The sequence below is a fragment of the Mucilaginibacter sp. UR6-1 genome, assembly GCF_020880975.1.
Classification (GTDB): Bacteria; Bacteroidota; Bacteroidia; order Sphingobacteriales; family Sphingobacteriaceae; genus Mucilaginibacter.
Window position 1 is genome coordinate 99,533 of record NZ_JAJIWP010000007.1, and the last position, 19,050, is coordinate 118,582.

Genomic DNA, 19,050 nt, shown 5'->3' on the forward strand with positions numbered 1-19,050 from the left:
AATTTATTTGGTATGCAGTTCAGCAATAATTTGTTCCAATTCGGCCACGCGCTTTTCAAGCTCGGGCAGGCGGCGCGTGTTTACATGCGCCCGCAAATAATCCTTATATGGCAGGTACGGCGAGCCGCCCCATTGTTTGCCTTCCTCTTTTATTGAGCTGTTGATGCCGGTTTGCGCCGATAGCTGTGAGCCTTTGGCAATAGTTAAATGCCCGGCAATACCAACCTGGCCGCCTATTATGGCCTGTTCGCCAATTTTTGTACTGCCTGATATACCGGCCTGCCCGGCAATTACGGTGTTTGGGCCAACCTCAACATTGTGGGCTATTTGCACCAGGTTATCAATTTTAGCGCCCTTGCGTATAATTGTTGACCCCATGGTGGCGCGGTCAACAGCGGTATTGGCACCAATCTCTACGCCATCTTCAATAACAACATTGCCTATCTGGCTTATTTTGTTGTATGATCCGTCAGCGTTAGGGGCAAAGCCAAAGCCATCGCTGCCAATAACGGCCCCCGAGTGTATGATCACATTATCGCCCACAACACAATCAAAATAAACCTTTACGCCGGCAAACAGCGTAACGTTACTGCCAATGGTAACATTATCGGCAATATAGGTATTAGGGTATATCTTGCTGTTATCGCCTACTTTAGCGTTAGGGCCTATGTAGGCGAATGCGCCAACAAATACATTGCTGCCTACCTGCGCGGTAGGGTGTATAAAGCTTGGCTGCTCAATCCCGGTTTTATTAAGCTTAATGGTGTTATATTGCTCAAGCAGCACCGAAAAGGCACTGTAGGCATTATCAACCCGTATAAGCGTAGCGCTTACAGGGCTGGTTAATACATAATCCTTATTAATAATAACTACCGAAGCGCCTGTGGTATATAAGTGTTGCTCGTATTTGGGATTAGCCAAAAATGATAAGGAACCTGCTGTACCCTCCTCAATTTTAGCCAGTTTATCAACCGCTACCAAAGCATCACCTTCAACAGTTCCGTTCAATAATAAGCTTATCTGCTGGGCGGTAAATTGCATCGCACAAAGTTATATGTTAATATTAAAGCAACAAATAATACAAACGTTCATATTTTATATCAATTGTTTAGGGTAGCACAGTATATACTTGGTAACGGTTTTGGCTAATGCGGTAAGGTTGGCGTTATCACTGGCGGTAGTAATATCCTTAATGCTGCCATCCTTCATCAATATGCGTATGTTGGTATCATCTACCTTGTAAGCATCGTTCAGTACCGTATCTGTAAACACAAAAAATGCGGCATCGTTTGTACTTATGCCATAGTAAGCGGCGGCTTTTTGCAGCATGTTTTGTACAACGGCCTCATCCGGGCGGGTATTGGCTATATCAACATGAAAAAGGTTACGGTAAACCAGGTTGCGGCACAGTGTTGCCAGTACGGTATCATCACAATTAACCCATACTTTTATGGCCGACATGATGTCGGTATCATCCATCTGGGCAAATATTTCCAGGTGCCCGGGGTTATGGATAAATTCCTCGCGGCTTATCCTGTCATACAAAAAGTGGCATAACGCAGGCGTACAAAACAGTTTTTTACCGTTAAGTGCCAACTCGCGCGCACGTACCAGTATCTTATTGAGCAACTGCTCGGCCGATATTACAGTTTTATGCAGGTACACCTGCCAGTACATCAGCCTGCGCGCTATCAGGAATTTTTCGATTGAATAGATACCTTTTTCTTCTACCACGATCTGCCCCTCGTGCAGGTTAAGCATCTTGATGATACGGTCGCTGCCAACAATACCCTCGGTTACGCCGGTAAAAAAGCTGTCGCGGTTCAGGTAGTCCAGCCGGTCCATATCCAACTGGCCCGATACCAACTGGTGCAAAAAGCGGCGCGGGTAGGTATCATTAAATATATTGATGGCCATATCCAGCCGCCCGCCAAACTCAACGTTAAGGCGCTGCATCAGCAGGGCTGATATATCTTCGTGGCTGATATCCTTAACAATGGTGCTTTCAAGCGCGTGCGAGAACGGGCCATGACCTACATCATGCAGCAATATGGCAACGGTTACGGCTTCTTCTTCCTGTTCGCTTATCTGGTGCCCTTTGTTTCGCAGGGTTTCAATGGCTAAACCCATCAGGTGCATAGCGCCCAGCGCGTGGTGAAAACGGGTATGTATGGAGCCGGGGTACACCATATGGGTCATGCCGGATTGCTTGATATAGCGTAAGCGCTGAAAATAGCGGTGCTCGATCAGGCTGAACACCAAACCTTCAGGAATGCTGATAAATCCGTATACCGGATCGTTTATAATTTTCTTTTTATTCAAGGCTTTTAAAAAACTGTGCAAATGTGTTAAATATGCTTAACTAAAGTATCTTATATTTGTTATTTTTTGTTAACGTGCTTCAATCTAAACAACAAAACACGTGATTTACGGTTATAACCCAACGAAACAGGAATATTATGCAGGATACCACCATATTATGGGCCGATGACGAAATCGACCTTTTAAAGCCACACGTACTTTTTTTGAACGAAAAGGGTTACAAGGTAACTACCGTAACCAGCGGTAATGATGCCATTGAAGCCTTTAAGAACGGATATTTCGACCTGGTTTTTTTAGATGAGAACATGCCCGGCCTTACCGGCCTCGAAACACTGTCGCAAATCAAGAATTTAAATAATGATGTGCCGATAGTGCTGATAACTAAAAGCGAAGAGGAGTATTTAATGGAGGATGCCATAGGCTCCAAAATAGATGATTACCTGATAAAGCCCGTTCACCCCAAGCAAATTTTGCTTACCATAAAAAAGCTTACCGAGAACAAACGCCTGGTTACCGAAAAAACCACCATGGCCTACCAGCAAGACTTTCGTACACTGGGCATGACCCTGAACGATAACCTGAGCTACCAGGAGTGGATAGATGTTTATAAAAAACTGATTTACTGGGAGCTTGAGCTTGAACAGTTGGAGGATGCCGGTATGCATGAGATACTTACCATGCAAAAGGCCGAGGCCAATACGCAGTTTTGTAAGTATATCGAAAAAAATTATCTGAACTGGATCAAAAATCCGGAGAGCGGGCCGATCAGTTCGCCGCAACTGTTCAAGAAAAAGGTATTCCCGAGGTTGGAGGGCGACGGCAAGCCGCTGTTCTTCATTTTGATAGATAATTTACGTTACGATCAGTTCCGCATCATTAACCCGCTTATCTCTGAATACTTCAGGCTGGAAGAAGAGGATATTTACTTCAGTATTCTGCCTACAGCCACGCAATATGCCCGTAACGCTATATTTTCAGGCCTGATGCCTTTGGAGATGGAGCGCCGTTTTCCGGATAAGTGGCAAAATGATGAAGACGAGGGTGGTAAAAATCTTTTTGAGGAGGACTTTTTAGGTGATAATATTAAACGCAACCTGCGTAAGGAGTGCAAATATTCATACCATAAAATATTGAATCTTGACGAAGGCCGGTCGTTAAACGAGTCGGTAAATAACCTGATGAGTAATGACTTGAACGTGGTAGTGTATAACTTTGTGGATATGCTGTCGCATGCCCGTACCGATATGCAGATGATCCGCGAGCTGGCTAATGATGATGCTGCGTACCGGTCATTAACGCTATCATGGTTTGAGCATTCGCCGCTGTTTGAGTTGCTGAAGTTTTTGGCGCAAAAACAGGTTAGGGTGATCATTACTACCGACCACGGTACCATTAAGGTTAAAAACCCAAGCAAAATCATCGGCGACCGTAACACCAATACCAACCTGCGTTACAAACAGGGGCGTAACCTTAACTTTAATGCCAAGGATGTGCTGCACATACGCAACCCGCACGATGCCATGCTGCCCAAGCTGCATGTAAGCTCAAGCTTTGTATTTGCTAAAAACGATGGGTACTTTGTTTACCCTAACAACTATAACCATTTTGTGAATTTTTATAACGAAACCTTCCAGCACGGAGGTATCTCGTTAGAGGAGATGATCATCCCGATAGCTACTTACGGGCCTAAATAATTGTAAGGATTTTTGCTTAAATTTGGGTATGGTACTTACGCTAAAAAGTGATAAAGATATTGGTAAGCTTAAAAAGGCTCTTGCTGATCGGAAAGTCGTAAAAAAGTTTGATGCCCAAAAATTTTGTGGTGCATTAAAAACCAATGAAGACGGATTGACCATTCAGAAAAAGCTAAGAGATGAGTGGAACTGATATCTTTATTGATACCAATATTTGTATTTACTTACTAAATGGTGATGCTACACTTGCAAAATTGTTGCAAGATCAAACTATTTACATTTCTGTAACAACTGAGATGGAATTATACGCTTATCATCATAATGATGAATCAGTAACTACAATTCTCAATGATTTTATCAAATCTGTTTATGTGATAAATATTGATGAAGATGTTAAAGCGAATACCATTGCTATCAGGAAAAAGCATAAGTTGAAGTTGCCCGATAGCATCATAGCGGCATCAGCTGTAAAAGTAAATGCACCGCTAATTACAGATGATAAAGGCTTCAAAAAAGTAGATCAGCTTGATCTTATAATTTACCAACTAAATTAAAGTGCAAATTAACGTTTCATCGCTAAGCGGATTACCCGATGCTGCCCGCCAAATAATCACCCATGCAGCCACCAATAAAATATTTGTTTTTTATGGCGAAATGGGGGCGGGTAAAACCACATTGATAAAAGAACTGGCTGCCGCGCTTGGTGTTAGCGAGGCGGTAACCAGTCCTACATTTTCTATTGTTAACGAGTATGTGATACCATCAGGCAAGGTATACCACTTTGATTTTTATCGCCTTAAAACCCAAAGCGAGGCGCTTGATATGGGTTACGAAGAATACTTTTACTCTGGCAATTATTGTTTTATTGAGTGGCCCGAGAAGATCCCTGACCTGCTGCCTGCCCATTATACCCGTATTGCCATAACCGCTTTAAGCGATAACCAGCGGCAACTGGAGGTTGAAAATATTTAGGCGCGGTTATTGAATAAATACTTATCTTCAACATCCGTAAATTTATTGAAAGCCAAATGAGTTCAGGTAAATACAGCGGTTTTAGCGATGTGGCAAGGCAGGCATTGATGCAAACCCAGGAATCAATGCTCGAGGTTAAAACCCGCAAAAACAAGCTCTATATAGGTATACCCAAAGAAGTTTCGTTCCAGGAAAACCGTATTCCGTTAACCCCGCTATCTGTAGCGTTGCTGGTTAACAACGGGCATGATGTAATGCTGGAAAGCAATGCGGGCAAAGCCGCCAACTTTTTGGATAAGGATTACAGCGAACAGGGCGGCCGTATAGTTTACGATACTAAAACCGTATACGAGGCTGACATCATTATCAAAATAGCGCCGCCTACGCTGGCCGAGATAGAGCTGATGAAACCGGGGCAATTGCTTATTTCAACACTGCAGCCCGCTACCATGAAGGCCGAGATATTACAGGCCCTGCTCAATAAAAAAATAACCGCGCTTAGCTTTGAGCACCTGCTTGATGAAGGCGGTACACTTACCGTTGTGCGCGCCATGAGCGAGATTGTAGGCGCTACATCTATATTAATAGCCGCCGAGTACCTGAGTAATGTTTTTGAAGGTAAGGGCTTAATGCTGGGTGGCATAACAGGTGTACCACCTACCGAGATAGTGATACTGGGTGCCGGTACCGTAGGCGAATATGCCGCGCGTACGGCCATATCATTAGGTGCCGAGGTTAAGGTGTTCGATCCATCGATATATAAATTGCGCCGTTTGCAAAATAATATAGGCAGCCGTGTATTTACATCGGTAGTGCAGCCAATAGTGCTCGAAAAGGCCATCACCACCTGCGATGTGGCCATCGGTGCCCTGCGCGCCCAGGCCGGCCGCAGCCCCTGCATCATCAGCGAGGAAACAGTAAGCCGTATGAAACGCGATTCGGTGATCATTGATGTAAGTATTGACCAGGGCGGCTGCTTTGAAACATCCGAAGTTACCAACCATACCAACCCGGTATTCCGTAAGTATGATGTGATACATTATTGCGTGCCTAACATAGCCTCACGTGTAGCGCGTACCGCTACTTACGCGCTTACCAATATATTCGCCCCCATACTGGTTGATATTGGCGATCAGGGCGGCATCAAGAATGTAATATGGCAAAAGGCAGGGGTACGCAACGCGGTATACATTTACCAGGGGCACCTCACCAATAAACACATGGGCGAGCGCTTTAACATCCCGTGCAAGGATCTGGATCTGCTGATCGTGTCCAACATTTGATACCATGCGGCTATCAATTATCCTATGCTTGCTTATCCTGATGAATTTAAAGGCAACAGGGCAAGTATATAAGTATATTGACAGGGATAAGATAACAGGCCTTTCATCATACAAAAAACAAATAGGCGTTGATCCGGATAAAAAGCTCGTTAACCTTAAAAGCTTTGTGCCCGGCCTTGTGCTTGATATTCGGTATGCTACGGCCAATAATTTTACCGGCCAGCCGGTGTATGATAAGGCAATGGCCTTTGCCCGCCTCCCTGTGGCCAAAGCTCTTAAAAAAGTGCAGGCTGAGTTAAAAAGCAAAGGCCTCGGACTGAAAATTTATGATGCTTACCGTCCGTATGCCATCACCGTTACATTTTATGAGATAAGTAAGGATACCACTTATGTTGCCGACCCGCGCAAAGGTTCACGCCATAACCGTGGTTGCGCTATCGATCTCACCATCATCAATCTTAAAACCGGTAAAGAGCTGGACATGCCCACCGGTTATGATAGCTTTACCCCACAGGCATCAGCCAATTACAATAATCTGCCTGCAAATAAATTAGCTAACCGTACCCTGCTGCGTACCGTAATGGAAAAGCACGGCTTTAGGGTTTACCGCAGTGAATGGTGGCATTTTGATTTTATGGGATGGGCTGATTTTGAACTGCTTGATATACCTTTTAACCGGTTGTAATAATACTTTTACCACTTTTAACAGTAAAGGGCACCATAATTGCTTTTTATGCCAAAACATAAGCCTTTGCAAGGCTGTTAGCAAAGTGTTTTTAAAACAATACATTTTACGCGCCTATGAAAATGTTTAGTAAAGAATATTTTAAGCAATTATGGAAAGTGCTGTTGGCTACTTTCAGCAGTTTTGGTAATGATAACGGATTAAAGCTAAGCGCATCGCTGGCTTATTACACCATATTCTCATTAGCGCCGCTGCTGTTGCTGATATTGTCACTTGCCGGCATTTTCTTAGGAGAGAATGACTTTCGTAATGATTTTTATAAGCAGATACAGGAATACATAGGCGCACAGGGTACAGCACAAATAAAAAGTACTATAGCATCGCAGGATATTGCCGGTAAAAGTGGTATCGGCCTGGTTATTGGCATTGCTACTTTGCTGCTTGGTGCAAGTAGTATTTTTTTGGAGATACAGGACTCGCTTAACCTGATATGGCGTGTTAAAGCAAAGCCTAAAAAGGGCTGGGTACGTATGCTTAAAAACAGGTTCCTTTCTTTCTCCCTGATCGTAAGTTTAGGATTTTTATTATTGGCATCATTAATAGTAAACGTTATCATCAGCGCAATAAGTGGCAAAATTGGGGATTGGCTACCTGATGCAATAGGTCCAACATTCATATTTGCCATTAACCGTGGGGTTACCCTCTTAGTAATCTCCGTTTTATTCGGTATCATATTTAAGGTATTGCCTGATGTTAAGATCAAGTGGAAGGATGTGCGCGCAGGTGCTATATTTACAGCTATCCTATTCATCATCGGACAGTACATCATTAGTTTATATATACAGTACACAGCAGCAGGTTCGGTTTACGGCACTGCCGGGTCTATCATCGTTATACTGGTATGGATATATTATACCGCGGCAATACTATATATAGGTGCTGAATTTACACAGGTATATGCAGAAGCGCAGGGCAGTCGTATTGAGCCAGCCCCTTATGCGGTTGTGATCAGGCAAACTGAGTATGAAAGCAAGGCCAGTGAGCTACCCCTCCAAAACCCGGAAATTAAGGGCGTTTTAAAGTGCGATACTGACGATAAGGACAAGCCAGATTGCGAGGATGAGGCAAAATCCTGATAATTAATTTGTTTTATGGCTGGTTTAGTTTGTAAATTTAAATACCAGTTATAAAACAGATTGTTATTTCAGGGCATTAAGCGGTATATTATTAATACGGCACTATGCGTTTGCGCTTATTGTGCTGTGTGTACTGTTGCCCGGGCTCAGCATTTTGATATTGAGGGTCCCCGAAAAAAAGTAACGCTCCCCTTTAAATTCGTTCGTAATTCGGTTATTGTACCTGTAACCATTAATGGTAAAGGGCCATATAACTTTATCCTCGATTCGGGCGTAGGGCTTATGCTCATCACTGTGCCTGAATTAGTTGATTCGCTCAACATAACTTATAAGCGTTTGGTTAGCATACCCGGCCTTGGCGATGGCGATGATGCCAAAGCTTACATAACAGGGCAGTTAGATGTAGGTGTGCCGGGTATTAAAGGTTACGGCATATCCGCGGCTATATTGAAACAGGATAATCTTAATCTGTCGGGCTTTGTAGGGATGCCCGTTCATGGCATATTAGGGTATGAGTTTTTTAATAACCTGATAGTGCAGGTTAACCTGGCCGACACGGTGTTGAACATTTACCGCCCAAAGGATATTAACAATATTAAAAAGAAAGGGGTAAAAATACCTTTGCTTATTGAGGAGAAAAAGCCTTACATAATAACCAAAGTAAGCCTGCCTGACGGATCATCGTCACTCAATAAATTACTTGTTGACCTCGGTGCTGGCCATGCCCTATCGCTTGATTACCTGGTGCAGAAAAGAGGAATGCCCGAAAAATTTATTGCCGCTAACCTTGGCGTAGGCCTGAATGGCCCCATAACCGGGTTTGTGAGCCGGGCAAAGCAACTCGACCTTGGTGGGTATAAGATACTGAACCCGCTTACCTCATTTCCGGATGGTAATAATACCAATATCAAACCCGCTATCCCTCGTGATGGAAATGTGGGCATGGAGATATTGAAGCGGTTTAAAATAACATTTGATTATAGTGGCAATGCAATCTATTTAAAAAAAGGCAACGGCTTTAAAGAGCCCTTTGAGCATGACATGACCGGCATGGAATACTACGCGGCCGGGCCGGGATTACAGCATGTAATAATAAGTAGAGTAGAGCCAGGCTCATCCGGCTATGATATCGGACTTGAACGTGGGGATGAGATAATAGCAATTAATTTTAAACCTGTTTACAGGATGAGCCTGGAAGAGATCGATAATCTTTTTAAATCAAGGCATGAGAAAACTATTTTGCTCGAGATATACCATAGCGGCAAAACCGAGCACGTTGTACTCACCTTGAAGCGACGAATATAAACTGATTATTTTAACTTACTCAAATTATCAAAAAACGCTGATTGCAGATCAAGAAGCGAACGTACCGGAATTTTTTCGCCATATACATCAAAGCAAAGGTATTTTGATTTTGCCGGATCATCCTGCTTTTCTTTTTCTATTAAGTTAAATGTTTCGAAAAAATAATGTTTTGTAGTAACATTGTTTTTGCTGCTTTGCGAGTTAAGACTGAAACCGACCTTGTCGATCCATTTGTGTACCCGCGAATGGAGGGATGCTCGTAATTTTGCCATAGGATTGATATTTAAGTTATTAACGAATTTTAAAAAGGAATTGTTGCCGTTTTTTACAATTAGTTTATAAACAGTTGTTATAAAATTAAACTACCCGACCGTATTTGAAGCTAAATCGTGGTTTTTACCATTGGTTAAATTTGTTTATTTACAACGCGTGCGTGTAAACATTGTAATATTGTAGCATGAGAGCTGTATTACAAAGAGTAAGCGAGGCCGCCTGCCGGGTTGAGGGTAATATTACCGGGCAAATTAAAACCGGCTTTTTAGTTTTATTAGGTATTGAGGATGCTGACACCACCGAGGATGTACAATGGCTGGCGCAAAAAATAGCCAATATGCGTGTTTTTGGCGATGAGAACGGGCTGATGAACAAAGCGCTGGCTGATATTAACGGCAACATTTTGATCATATCCCAATTCACGCTGTTCGCTCAAACCAAAAAGGGTAATCGCCCGTCGTTTATCAGGGCGGCACGCCCGGAAAAGGCTATACCTTTATACGAACAAATGATAGCGGAGCTCGGCAAATTGACCGGTAAACCTGTGGCTACCGGCATCTTTGGGGCCGATATGAAGATAAGCCTGGTGAATGACGGCCCCGTAACTATCACCATTGACACAAAAGTGAAGGAATAAAACACTCATCCCGAAAATTAAAAAATATTCAATTATGGAAATTAAGCAAGCGCAGCATCTTGTTGATAGCTGGATAAAAACTACAGGTGTGCGGTATTTTAATGAGTTGACCAATACCGCCATTTTAATGGAAGAAGTAGGTGAGGTAGCCCGAATAATGGCCAGGCAGTACGGCGAGCAATCATTTAAAAAGTCGGACACGGAAGTTAACCTGGCCGATGAAATGGCTGATGTACTGTTCGTGCTGATATGCCTGGCTAACCAAACCGGGATTGATCTTACCGACGCGCTGTTAAAAAACCTGGACAAAAAAAGTATCCGCGATGCCGACAGACATAAGAACAATGAGAAATTAAAACCATAGGATATGAAAAAGTTTGCGCTTGCTGCCCTTGCGGCATTAGTTATTTCGGGATGCCAGGATAAAAAAGGCGTTTCATACGGTTTTGCCGATCAGGATGTTAAAGGAAAGGTGAGTGAAGTGGTATTAACCGAGCCGCCTATAGCTAATGAGTCGCTTAAACCTATGCCGGCACCAGCGCCGTCCGTACAAAGAAAGATCATTAAAGAAGGTGACATCAGCTTTGAAACCAATGATGTTACTAATGCGCGCAAACGGGTAACAGATGCTTTAAAAGCTGTTGGCGGCTATGTGAGCGAAGAACGACAGGCCAATAACAGTTATGAAAAACGTAATGAATATACTTTGGATGTGCGCATTCCTGCCGCTAAGTTTGATGGGTTCTTAAAAAATATTACTTCGGCAGGCGACAGGATTGAATCAAAGAACATACGCACCCGCGATGTTACGGCCGAATATATTGACGTAGCCACCCGCCTCAATAATAAAAAGGCCCTGGAGAAACGCTATCTCGAACTGCTTGCCAAAGCCGGTAAAATGACCGATGTGCTCGAAATAGAAAACAAGCTGAATGATGTGCGTACTGATATTGAAAGCAGCCAGGGGCAGCTTAACTATCTTAATAAACAAATTGATTACAGCTCGTTAAGCATCACCTTTTACACCCGGCAGTCCGCTAAAGATAATGGGCAGGGGTTTAGTTATCGTTGGCAAAAGTCTATCGGAGATAGCTGGGATATCGCGGTAACGCTGTTTTTCGGTTTGATCACCTTGTGGCCGGTATGGTTGCTTGCAGTGGTTGTAATTTATGTTATACGCAAAATGCTAAAACGCCGTAAAGCCAAACAAGTACAGCAAAATACTTAAACATTCAGTTTTATCAGCTTCTCGCCCTGCAATACAGGTATGGCGGTGGTTAAATCAACATTCAGGCAAAAGGCAATATCCTTTTCTATGCCCAGTTGTTTTAAACGTTCGCTATGTGAGGTTTTGTTGAGGTAAGCGGCAAGGTCATCCTTGGCTAACTGATACAGGTCATTAGCGGCAATAGCAGGGTCGTCCGTGCGGTGGGCAGAGCCTTTAAGCTGCTCAACCACGGCACCGGCAAACAGGGTATCCTCCAGGTTAAAGTTGTTCTTCCAGCCCGAGCATACCAGCAAAATGTTTTCATGCTGACCGTGAAGCCAGTTGCATAATGCTGTCAGGTTCAAAAATGAGCCTATAACAATCTGCTTTGCACTGCGGGACAGGTGCAGCGCGTGTGTGCCATTGGTAGTGGTAAGCACTACGGTTTTACCGGCCACCTTCTCGGCAGTGTATGAAAATGGCGAATTGCCAAAATCAAAACCGGTAACTACCTGCCCGTCGCGCTCGGCGGCAAGCAGGTAGCTTAACCCTTTCTCACGGTAAGCGGCACACTCCTCAACCTGCGATACAGGGATGATGGCCTCGGCACCATTATCAATACCGTAGCAAATAGATGTGGTGGCGCGAAATACATCGATCACCACAACAATATATTCTTCCACCTTGTAAAGCGGCAACAGGGCCGGGGTGAGGCAAACCTCTAACCTTGGCCTGCTTTGCGTTACACTGTTTGTATTATCAACCAATTTAAAGTGGTTTTTATTTGTAAAAAGGAGGTTTTGCAACCTTAGCCTTTACTTTGTTATCACGAATTTTGATGTAGATCTCGGTACCCTCCTTAGCAAAGGCGTTAGCCACATAACCCAGGCCGATAGCTTTTTGCAGTGATGGCGACTGCGTGCCTGATGTTACACGGCCAATATTGTTGCCTTCGGCATCAACTATCTCATAATCATGGCGTGGTATGCCGCGTTCTGTCATTTCAAAACCAACCAGCTTTTTGCTAACACCAGCTTGTTTTTGTTCGGCCAGTTTTGCTGAGTTAGTAAACTCCTTGCTAAATTTGGTTACCCAGCCCAAACCTGCCTCCAGGGGCGAGGTAGTATCATCAATATCATTACCGTAAAGGCAGAAACCCATTTCCAAACGCAGGGTATCGCGGGCGCCTAAGCCTATCGGTTTAATACCAAATGGTTCGCCGGCTTTAAAAATGGCATCCCATATGGCATCGGCATTGGCGTTGTCAAAATATATCTCAAAACCGCCCGCGCCGGTATAACCCGTTGCCGATACCAGTACATTATCAATACCCGCGAAAGTGCCCTTGTTAAAGGTATAATATTCCATTGATGCCAGGTCAATATCGGTAAGGCTTTGCAGGGCCTCGGCAGCTTTTGGGCCTTGCACGGCAAGGAGCGAGGTACGGTCAGATATATCCTTCATATCAACACCTTCGGTATTGAATTTTGAAATCCAGTTCCAGTCCTTCTCAATATTTGATGCGTTAACTACCAGCATGTAGGTTTGCCCGTCAATACGGTAAACCAGCAGGTCATCAACAATACCGCCATCCTCATTAGGCAGGCATGAGTATTGTACCTTGCCGTCATACAGTTTTGAGGCATCGTTGCTGGTTACACGCTGTATCAAGTCAAGTGCTTTATCGCCCTTCAAAATAAATTCGCCCATGTGGCTAACATCAAACACGCCTACGGCTTTACGTACGGTTTCGTGTTCAGCATTAATTCCAACGTATTGTACAGGCATGTTGTAACCGGCAAAGGGTACCATTTTGGCACCGGCCTTTATGTGAGTGTCAGTTAGGGCAGTATTTTTCATTTTAGTTAATATGCCGCAAAAGTACTAAAAATACGCTGATTTTTAAGCTTTGAGTAATTGGCTGTAATAGCCAATAAGGCGGGTTGTTACGGCGGTTACATTGTGCCGTTCTTCAACCAATTGGCGGGCATTCTCACCAATACGGCGGCAGTAATGCTCATCGGCAATGCAGCGCTTTATGGCGTTAAAAAACTCGGTACGTGTATTGGCTATAATAATGTTTTGCCCGTGTGTATAATCAATGCCCTCGGCACCCAGCGAGGTAGAAATGATGCACTTTTGCATGGCCATGCCCTCCACTATCTTTACCCGCATACCACCGCCCGATAGCAGCGGAACGATCATGATAGCCTTGCTGTTTACAAACTCCAGGGCATCATCAACCTCGCCCTGTATGTATATTTTACCGGGTACTTCGTAATCGTCAAATGTTTCGGGTATATCATTACCGGCCAGGTAAAAACGTACGCGCAGGTCGCCCTCGGTAAGGTCGGCATGAAAATTATCAATAAACCACTCAATACCTTCAAGGTTAGGCATCCAGCCTAATGATCCTAAAAAGAACAGGCTCGGAAACTCGGTTTTTTCTGTACAAGGCTGGTATTTATTTAGTTCGATGCTTATCGGCAAAATTTCTACCGGGGCTTTGGTGCCATAGCCTATCATGGCGTTCTTGTCCTGATCGGTAAAGGCTATGATGCCGTCAAAACGGCTAAGCTGATTGATCTCAAAAGCCTTAATGCGCTTGGCCAGCAGCAGCAGGTATATCTTTTTAAAAGGATCGGCCTTGCGCTGTGCAATGCGTTGCCATACCTGGTGCTCAATATTATGGGCACGGTATAGTATTTTAGCTTTCGAGTGTTTTTTTACTGTATTGAGGTATGGGGTAACAAACAGCCCTTCAAACTGCACAATATCATAATTATTATTGCGCAGCTCATCTGCGAGCACCTTATCCGCGCGCTCGTCAAAATACTTGTCAATAAACGGAACGGCGGCTGTAAATAAGCTTATAAATGCTTTAAAAAAGCCAATATCGGTATTTACGCTGCAATGCCGGTAGGTAATGCTGTCCAGTATGTTATCAGCTTCGTAATGGCGGTCGGTAACCTGTTTTTCATCTAATGATATTAAGGTAACGGTATGCCCCAGCGCAAGCAACCCCTTTATGGTATTGTATACCACAATGGGGTAACCGCCGTTTTGCGGAAACAAAGCCCGGTGTGTTAATATCAGTATCTTCAAAATAAAGGAGTACAGGTTTACCTAACAAATGTATTTTAATCAGCCCATACCAACAAGTTGTAAACAGGTAGTTTGACATTTTATCTACACAAAAACAGCAATATAATATCTCGCATTGCTATAAGATGGCTTCAAACTTAAGCTTTAGCTGCGGCTCGGTAACCTTAAAGCTGAGCCTGTGGTAAGGTGTATGCCCTTTTTGCAAAACCATGTTGCGGTGTTTAATTGTAGGGTAGCCTTTGTTGCTGTGCCAGTCGTACTCGGGGTGCTCGGCGGCTATCAGTTTCATGTAATCATCACGGTAAGTTTTGGCCAGTATTGATGCCGCCGCTATGCTGTAATATTTGGCATCGCCCTCAACAATACAAAAATGCGGCGTTGTGCCGTATTTGTTGAAACGATTACCGTCAATTATCAGGTATTCCGGTTGAATAGTTAACTGATCAATAGCGCGGTGCATGGCCAAAAATGAGGCATTTAGTATATTGATGGTATCAATTTCCTTATTACAGCATGATGCTACTGCCCAGGCCAGCGCTGTTTGCTGTATCTCGTCACGCAACCGGTAGCGTACTTCTTCAGGCAGTTGTTTAGAATCATTTAATAAAGGATGCTCAAAATTTGCAGGTAATATTACGGCGGCGGCAAAAACCGGCCCGGCTAAACAACCACGGCCAGCCTCATCACATCCTGCCTCAATATACTTCTGCTGATACCTCGCCAATAACATATTACAATAAATTTATTCAAATATCGGCTATAAAACTATTTTTAACGATAGTGATTTATAAAAACCGCAACTGCTTACAACTTTATTTTATTGTTGATAAAACATTTATTGCCGTACTAATATTATAATTGTGCAAAAATTAAAACTGTTGCATATACCCCCAAATGAGCGACCCTGCGAAAACGATCATAATTTTTGATGATGACAATGATATACTATCCATTTGTTCATTCATATTAGAGGAGAACGGATGGAACGTACATACTTTTGAGGATTGTAATGATATTGTTAACCGTGTTTCGATGATCAGGCCTGATGTTATTTTGATGGATAACTGGATACCCGATACCGGAGGGATAAAAGCCACACGTACGTTAAAGGAAGATGAAGACCTGCGGGATATACCGGTAGTGTATTTTTCGGCAAATAGCGATATTGAATCTTTAGCCAAGGCTGCCGGTGCCGAAACTTACCTGGCCAAGCCCTTTGATTTGGACGACTTGGTATCGGCCATAACTAATGTGGCGCACAAATAATATCTGCACGCCACATTTTACATTCTGAAAATTTTACTGACCTACATTGGTCCGCCGCCCGGAGGAGGGCCGCCCGCGCCCGGACCACCGCCGCCCTGCCTGTAATCGCGCCCGCCTTGCGATGGTGCGGCACCTGCAAACTTGCGCAACCTTAGTGAGAAGGTAAGCAGCACATAACGGCTCAGCCTGTTTACATTGCTTTGTGTAGTAATGGTGCCATTATCTGTTGAGGTAAAGCCCCGGTTTTGGTTAAACAAATCAAGGCCTGACAGGCGTATGGTTGCCACATTATCCTTCAGGAAACGGCGCTCAACATACACATTCAAAATATTAGGATTGGTTACGGCTACGTTGTAACCATAGTTAATTGAGCGGGTAAAATCATAGCTCAGTGTCCAATCCTTCCAAAAATAATTTTTACCGTTAACACCCAGTTTTAAGGTACGGGCATTGGTATTTAATAATGGGTTGTTACCTATGGCGCTTACCGTGCGGTTAATAGCATAGCTGCTATTTACCTCGGCATCTATAATGTCATCAATATTTACCCTGAAACGTACGCCCGGAGTAAATACCAGATTCTTTGAAATGTTCTTCTCAAATTCTGATGCGCGGTTCAGGCTATCAACAGTATTTGAGTAACCAATATTGTTGCTGTATGATACGTTGCCATTCAGAAAAAGCGTGTATTTACGCTCGGCAAATGGTTTTGAGAACACGCCAAAGCCGCTTAACTGGTAATAGCCATCGGCATTACGGTAAGTAGTTAAATTGGTGTTCTGCAGGTTTTTTAACGATGGATCGGCTGCCAGTGTAGCTTCACTGAATTTTGAATAAGTAGTGGTTTGCGATACTACCTGATCCATGGTTGTTGTGTACGCAAAGCGGGTAAAGAACACATTGCCGCTCTCAAAGCTAAAGTTATTATAACGGGCCTCGAGCGTGTTGGTAAATGATGGTTTCAGATCAGGGTTACCCAGCACCGGGTATAAAGCGTTCGACAGATCGAGCACCGGTTGCAATTGGTTGAATGATGGCTGGCTGCTTTGTCCGTTATAATTAAAGTTGACTGATTTGCTGCGCGAAAAGTTATATACAAAACGCGCGGTAGGTATAAAGTTAAAAGTATTTTTTACCGTTTGGGGCGCGTTAACCGAGTTGCCTTTTAATGAGGCCGGCTGTACGCCAAAGCCTGCGGTTAGGTTATACTTACTTTCAACCAGGCGGTAGTTAAGGCCTACACGGTTGGTGGTAAATGTATAATCGTAGCTGTTGCTTAACAGGGCATAACGGTTAAAATCGCTATCGTTATATTCAGTTGGTGGGGTGGCACCGGTATAGCTCAGGGTATCCGTCATTTTATCACTGGTGGTGTACGAGTGATTATAAGCATAATTAAGCTCTAAAAACGATACTTTGCTCAATGGCTCCATGTAAGCAAAATTGGCACCCCATGTAGTGGTACGGCTATTGGTATTTATACGCTGGTTAAGCGGAGTGGTTGGCGTGCCCAGGGTATAATTATATATCGGGTTATCATACTGGTCGTTCTTGGCGGTATTCCAGCTAAGGTTTAAACTAAAGTTGCGGCCCCTCTTGCCAAATTTATGGTTATACAACGCGTTGATGCCAAAGTTTGGTGAAGTGGTGTTGGTTAATGAGTTAACCGAGTAGGATTGATTGGCACTTGAACGGCTGCTGTCGGCAAGGGTGTAATCTACCGTTTCGCTGCCTACGGTGTTTGTACGCGAGTAGGAGAACGATGGCGTGAATTTAAAATAATTAATAGTATCCGGTTTCCACTCTACGTTAAAGTTAAAGCGGTGATTTAGCGGGTTGTTGGTTTCCTGGCTGTTTGAACTGCTGCTGCTTGGGTTTTGAAACCTGTTGATCTGTAATGATGTACTGTTGGTAAAGGTACTGTTATCATTAAAGCTGTAGCTGCCGTAAACCGATACATTCTTGCCCCACTGATCCCTGAAATTCAAACCCAGAGATTTTGCATCGGTAATACCATTGGCTTGTGTAGTGGTACTGCCACCGCCTTGCAGGGCATTGCCACGGCCACCGCCGCCGCCCCTGCCGCCGCCGTTAAAGTTGCCGCCAAAGCCACCGCCGGTAGCACCGCTAAAGCTGAAGGTATTAAGGTTAGTGTTATTAAGGTTACCCAATACGGCTATTTGCTGATCGCCTTTAAACTTAAAAAAGTTTACTGATCCCAGGTAACGGTTGGCATTATTAGCCTCATCGCTTGGTAGGGCATCGCTGCCATCGCCACCGGTGGCCTGTAACGAGTAGCCGTAGTTTTTATCCTTACGGATGTTGATATTCAATATTTTGGTAGGCTCGCCGGTTTTAACACCGGTAAGGTTAGCCTGGTCGCCATAATCATCAACAATCTGCACGCTTTCAACAATATCGGCAGGCAGGTTTTGGGTAGCTGTTTTCAGGTCGCCGGCAAAAAAGTCCTTACCATTAACACGCACTTTGGTAACTGATTTACCCTGCGCGGTAACGTTTCCGTCCTTGTCTACATCAATACCAGGCATTTTGCGTATGGCATCCTCAACCGGGGCGTTATCGCGCACTTTGTAGGTACTTATTTTGTATTCAACGGTATCTTCTTTAAGCGTTACCGGGTTTGGCGCACCTACAATGTTTACCTGATTAAGCTGGTTGCTTTGTACCTGTACCATAATATTGCCTAATGATACCGGTTCGGTACCGGCCTCAAGCGAGTAATGCTTGAGCAATACCTGGTAACCAATTGAGGTTACCGTAACATTTATTTTGGTGCCTTTTACTGATGGAAAGTTGAATTTTCCGTTCATGTCCGCGGCTACAACAGCGCTATCGCCCTCGGCCGAGGTAAGTTTAACACTTGCGCCGGGTACTGAAAGTTTTGTAGAGTCTATTACCGTTCCGCTAACCGACCGGCCTGTTTGCGCGTAAGTAGTAAGCGTTGCCGCAAACATCATGGCCAGGATCAGTAAATATCGTTTCATCATTTTTGGGGGTGTGTATTGTTTTGTAAATATTAAAATTTGGTTAATCCGTGTTTGTTAATGCAAATGTTTAACTAAAAAGTGTTAAAAAATGTTGTCATACAGCATTGTTACACAAGCGTTAAACGGGCTTATCTCAATAAAACCGGCGCTGCAGGCG

General features: G+C 43.8%; 20 protein-coding genes. 12 read left to right on the plus strand and 8 right to left on the minus strand.

Going from position 1 to position 19,050, the window contains the following annotated elements; genetic code table 11:
• Positions 1-3: 3 nt before the first annotated feature.
• Positions 4-1,041, minus strand: coding sequence for a UDP-3-O-(3-hydroxymyristoyl)glucosamine N-acyltransferase (gene lpxD, locus LJ707_RS19515; protein WP_228954282.1), 1,038 nt, complete (start codon positions 1,039-1,041; stop codon positions 4-6).
• 54 nt (positions 1,042-1,095) lie between these two features.
• Positions 1,096-2,322, minus strand: coding sequence for an HD domain-containing protein (locus LJ707_RS19520; RefSeq protein WP_228954284.1), 1,227 nt, complete (start codon positions 2,320-2,322; stop codon positions 1,096-1,098).
• 137 nt (positions 2,323-2,459) lie between these two features.
• Between LJ707_RS19520 and LJ707_RS19525 the strand changes: the two genes are divergently transcribed.
• From LJ707_RS19525 to LJ707_RS19560, 8 genes are all read left to right on the plus strand, one after another.
• Positions 2,460-4,016: a PglZ domain-containing protein gene (locus LJ707_RS19525; RefSeq protein ID WP_228954290.1), complete on the plus strand. Its 1,557-nt coding sequence runs from the start codon at positions 2,460-2,462 to the stop codon at positions 4,014-4,016.
• Between the two features lie 28 nt (positions 4,017-4,044).
• Complete coding sequence (locus LJ707_RS19530) at positions 4,045-4,209, plus strand: hypothetical protein (protein ID WP_228954292.1); 165 nt, start codon at positions 4,045-4,047, stop codon at positions 4,207-4,209.
• The gene (locus LJ707_RS19535) at positions 4,196-4,570 is read left to right on the plus strand and encodes a type II toxin-antitoxin system VapC family toxin (protein WP_228954294.1); all 375 of its coding nucleotides are present in this window, start codon (positions 4,196-4,198) and stop codon (positions 4,568-4,570) included. The genes LJ707_RS19530 and LJ707_RS19535 overlap by 14 nt, the downstream gene beginning before the upstream one ends.
• Before the next feature lies 1 nt (position 4,571).
• Complete coding sequence (gene tsaE, locus LJ707_RS19540; protein ID WP_228954295.1) at positions 4,572-4,988, plus strand: tRNA (adenosine(37)-N6)-threonylcarbamoyltransferase complex ATPase subunit type 1 TsaE; 417 nt, start codon at positions 4,572-4,574, stop codon at positions 4,986-4,988.
• A 56-nt stretch (positions 4,989-5,044) separates the two neighbouring features.
• Positions 5,045-6,271: an alanine dehydrogenase gene (locus LJ707_RS19545; RefSeq protein ID WP_228954296.1), complete on the plus strand. Its 1,227-nt coding sequence runs from the start codon at positions 5,045-5,047 to the stop codon at positions 6,269-6,271.
• Positions 6,272-6,311: 40 nt separating this feature from the next.
• Entirely contained in the window at positions 6,312-6,956 is a 645-nt protein-coding gene (locus LJ707_RS19550; RefSeq protein ID WP_228954297.1) for a M15 family metallopeptidase, read from the plus strand.
• Positions 6,957-7,078: 122 nt separating this feature from the next.
• The gene (locus tag LJ707_RS19555; protein WP_228954299.1) at positions 7,079-8,092 is read left to right on the plus strand and encodes a YihY/virulence factor BrkB family protein; all 1,014 of its coding nucleotides are present in this window, start codon (positions 7,079-7,081) and stop codon (positions 8,090-8,092) included.
• A gap of 126 nt (positions 8,093-8,218) precedes the next feature.
• A complete protein-coding gene (locus tag LJ707_RS19560; RefSeq protein ID WP_228954301.1) occupies positions 8,219-9,397 on the plus strand; it encodes an aspartyl protease family protein in 1,179 nt (392 codons plus the stop codon).
• 5 nt (positions 9,398-9,402) lie between these two features.
• Here the strand turns inward: LJ707_RS19560 and LJ707_RS19565 are convergent, their stop codons facing one another.
• Complete coding sequence (locus tag LJ707_RS19565) at positions 9,403-9,669, minus strand: hypothetical protein (protein ID WP_228954303.1); 267 nt, start codon at positions 9,667-9,669, stop codon at positions 9,403-9,405.
• A gap of 185 nt (positions 9,670-9,854) precedes the next feature.
• Between LJ707_RS19565 and dtd the strand changes: the two genes are divergently transcribed.
• The 3 genes from dtd to LJ707_RS19580 are packed head-to-tail and all read left to right on the plus strand — an operon-like array spanning position 9,855 to position 11,535.
• Positions 9,855-10,307 (plus strand): D-aminoacyl-tRNA deacylase, encoded by a 453-nt coding sequence (gene dtd, locus LJ707_RS19570; RefSeq protein ID WP_228954305.1) that lies wholly within the window; start codon positions 9,855-9,857, stop codon positions 10,305-10,307.
• Between the two features lie 34 nt (positions 10,308-10,341).
• Positions 10,342-10,671, plus strand: a complete 330-nt coding sequence (locus LJ707_RS19575) for a nucleotide pyrophosphohydrolase (protein WP_228954307.1) — start codon at positions 10,342-10,344, stop codon at positions 10,669-10,671.
• Positions 10,672-10,674: 3 nt separating this feature from the next.
• Positions 10,675-11,535 carry a DUF4349 domain-containing protein gene (locus LJ707_RS19580; RefSeq protein WP_228954309.1) on the plus strand — a complete coding sequence of 287 codons (861 nt, stop codon included), beginning with the start codon at positions 10,675-10,677 and terminating at the stop codon, positions 11,533-11,535.
• Here the strand turns inward: LJ707_RS19580 and LJ707_RS19585 are convergent.
• From LJ707_RS19585 to LJ707_RS19600, 4 genes are all read right to left on the minus strand, one after another.
• A complete protein-coding gene (locus tag LJ707_RS19585; RefSeq protein WP_228954311.1) occupies positions 11,532-12,281 on the minus strand; it encodes a 2-phosphosulfolactate phosphatase in 750 nt (249 codons plus the stop codon). The two genes, LJ707_RS19580 and LJ707_RS19585, sit on opposite strands and share 4 nt — an antisense overlap.
• A 13-nt stretch (positions 12,282-12,294) precedes the next feature.
• Positions 12,295-13,374 (minus strand): glycine cleavage system aminomethyltransferase GcvT, encoded by a 1,080-nt coding sequence (gene gcvT / locus LJ707_RS19590; protein WP_228954313.1) that lies wholly within the window; start codon positions 13,372-13,374, stop codon positions 12,295-12,297.
• A gap of 42 nt (positions 13,375-13,416) precedes the next feature.
• The gene (locus LJ707_RS19595; RefSeq protein ID WP_228954316.1) at positions 13,417-14,619 is read right to left on the minus strand and encodes a glycosyltransferase family 4 protein; all 1,203 of its coding nucleotides are present in this window, start codon (positions 14,617-14,619) and stop codon (positions 13,417-13,419) included.
• Between the two features lie 118 nt (positions 14,620-14,737).
• Positions 14,738-15,349, minus strand: coding sequence for a ribonuclease HII (locus LJ707_RS19600; protein WP_228954319.1), 612 nt, complete (start codon positions 15,347-15,349; stop codon positions 14,738-14,740).
• A gap of 164 nt (positions 15,350-15,513) precedes the next feature.
• Here LJ707_RS19600 and LJ707_RS19605 point away from each other — a divergent pair, with 164 nt between their 5' ends.
• Positions 15,514-15,885, plus strand: coding sequence for a PleD family two-component system response regulator (locus LJ707_RS19605; RefSeq protein WP_228954321.1), 372 nt, complete (start codon positions 15,514-15,516; stop codon positions 15,883-15,885).
• A 41-nt stretch (positions 15,886-15,926) separates the two neighbouring features.
• On the opposite strand, the gene LJ707_RS19610 is transcribed toward LJ707_RS19605, so the two are convergent.
• Positions 15,927-18,893 carry a TonB-dependent receptor gene (locus LJ707_RS19610; RefSeq protein WP_228954323.1) on the minus strand — a complete coding sequence of 989 codons (2,967 nt, stop codon included), beginning with the start codon at positions 18,891-18,893 and terminating at the stop codon, positions 15,927-15,929.
• Positions 18,894-19,050 lie beyond the last annotated feature (157 nt).

What these genes read in the sequence shown, in the direction of transcription:
- gcvT (WP_228954313.1), bottom strand. Translation starts at nt 13,374, where the DNA reads ATGAAAAATACTGCCCTAACTGACACTCACATAAAGGCCGGTGCCAAA.
- LJ707_RS19530 (WP_228954292.1), top strand. Translation starts at nt 4,045, where the DNA reads ATGGTACTTACGCTAAAAAGTGATAAAGATATTGGTAAGCTTAAAAAG.
- LJ707_RS19610 (WP_228954323.1), bottom strand. Translation starts at nt 18,893, where the DNA reads ATGATGAAACGATATTTACTGATCCTGGCCATGATGTTTGCGGCAACG.
- lpxD (WP_228954282.1), bottom strand. Translation starts at nt 1,041, where the DNA reads ATGCAATTTACCGCCCAGCAGATAAGCTTATTATTGAACGGAACTGTT.
- LJ707_RS19525 (WP_228954290.1), top strand. Translation starts at nt 2,460, where the DNA reads ATGCAGGATACCACCATATTATGGGCCGATGACGAAATCGACCTTTTA.
- LJ707_RS19565 (WP_228954303.1), bottom strand. Translation starts at nt 9,669, where the DNA reads ATGGCAAAATTACGAGCATCCCTCCATTCGCGGGTACACAAATGGATC.
- LJ707_RS19580 (WP_228954309.1), top strand. Translation starts at nt 10,675, where the DNA reads ATGAAAAAGTTTGCGCTTGCTGCCCTTGCGGCATTAGTTATTTCGGGA.
- LJ707_RS19575 (WP_228954307.1), top strand. Translation starts at nt 10,342, where the DNA reads ATGGAAATTAAGCAAGCGCAGCATCTTGTTGATAGCTGGATAAAAACT.
- LJ707_RS19600 (WP_228954319.1), bottom strand. Translation starts at nt 15,349, where the DNA reads ATGTTATTGGCGAGGTATCAGCAGAAGTATATTGAGGCAGGATGTGAT.
- LJ707_RS19535 (WP_228954294.1), top strand. Translation starts at nt 4,196, where the DNA reads ATGAGTGGAACTGATATCTTTATTGATACCAATATTTGTATTTACTTA.
- LJ707_RS19555 (WP_228954299.1), top strand. Translation starts at nt 7,079, where the DNA reads ATGTTTAGTAAAGAATATTTTAAGCAATTATGGAAAGTGCTGTTGGCT.
- LJ707_RS19545 (WP_228954296.1), top strand. Translation starts at nt 5,045, where the DNA reads ATGAGTTCAGGTAAATACAGCGGTTTTAGCGATGTGGCAAGGCAGGCA.
- LJ707_RS19550 (WP_228954297.1), top strand. Translation starts at nt 6,312, where the DNA reads ATGAATTTAAAGGCAACAGGGCAAGTATATAAGTATATTGACAGGGAT.
- LJ707_RS19605 (WP_228954321.1), top strand. Translation starts at nt 15,514, where the DNA reads ATGAGCGACCCTGCGAAAACGATCATAATTTTTGATGATGACAATGAT.
- dtd (WP_228954305.1), top strand. Translation starts at nt 9,855, where the DNA reads ATGAGAGCTGTATTACAAAGAGTAAGCGAGGCCGCCTGCCGGGTTGAG.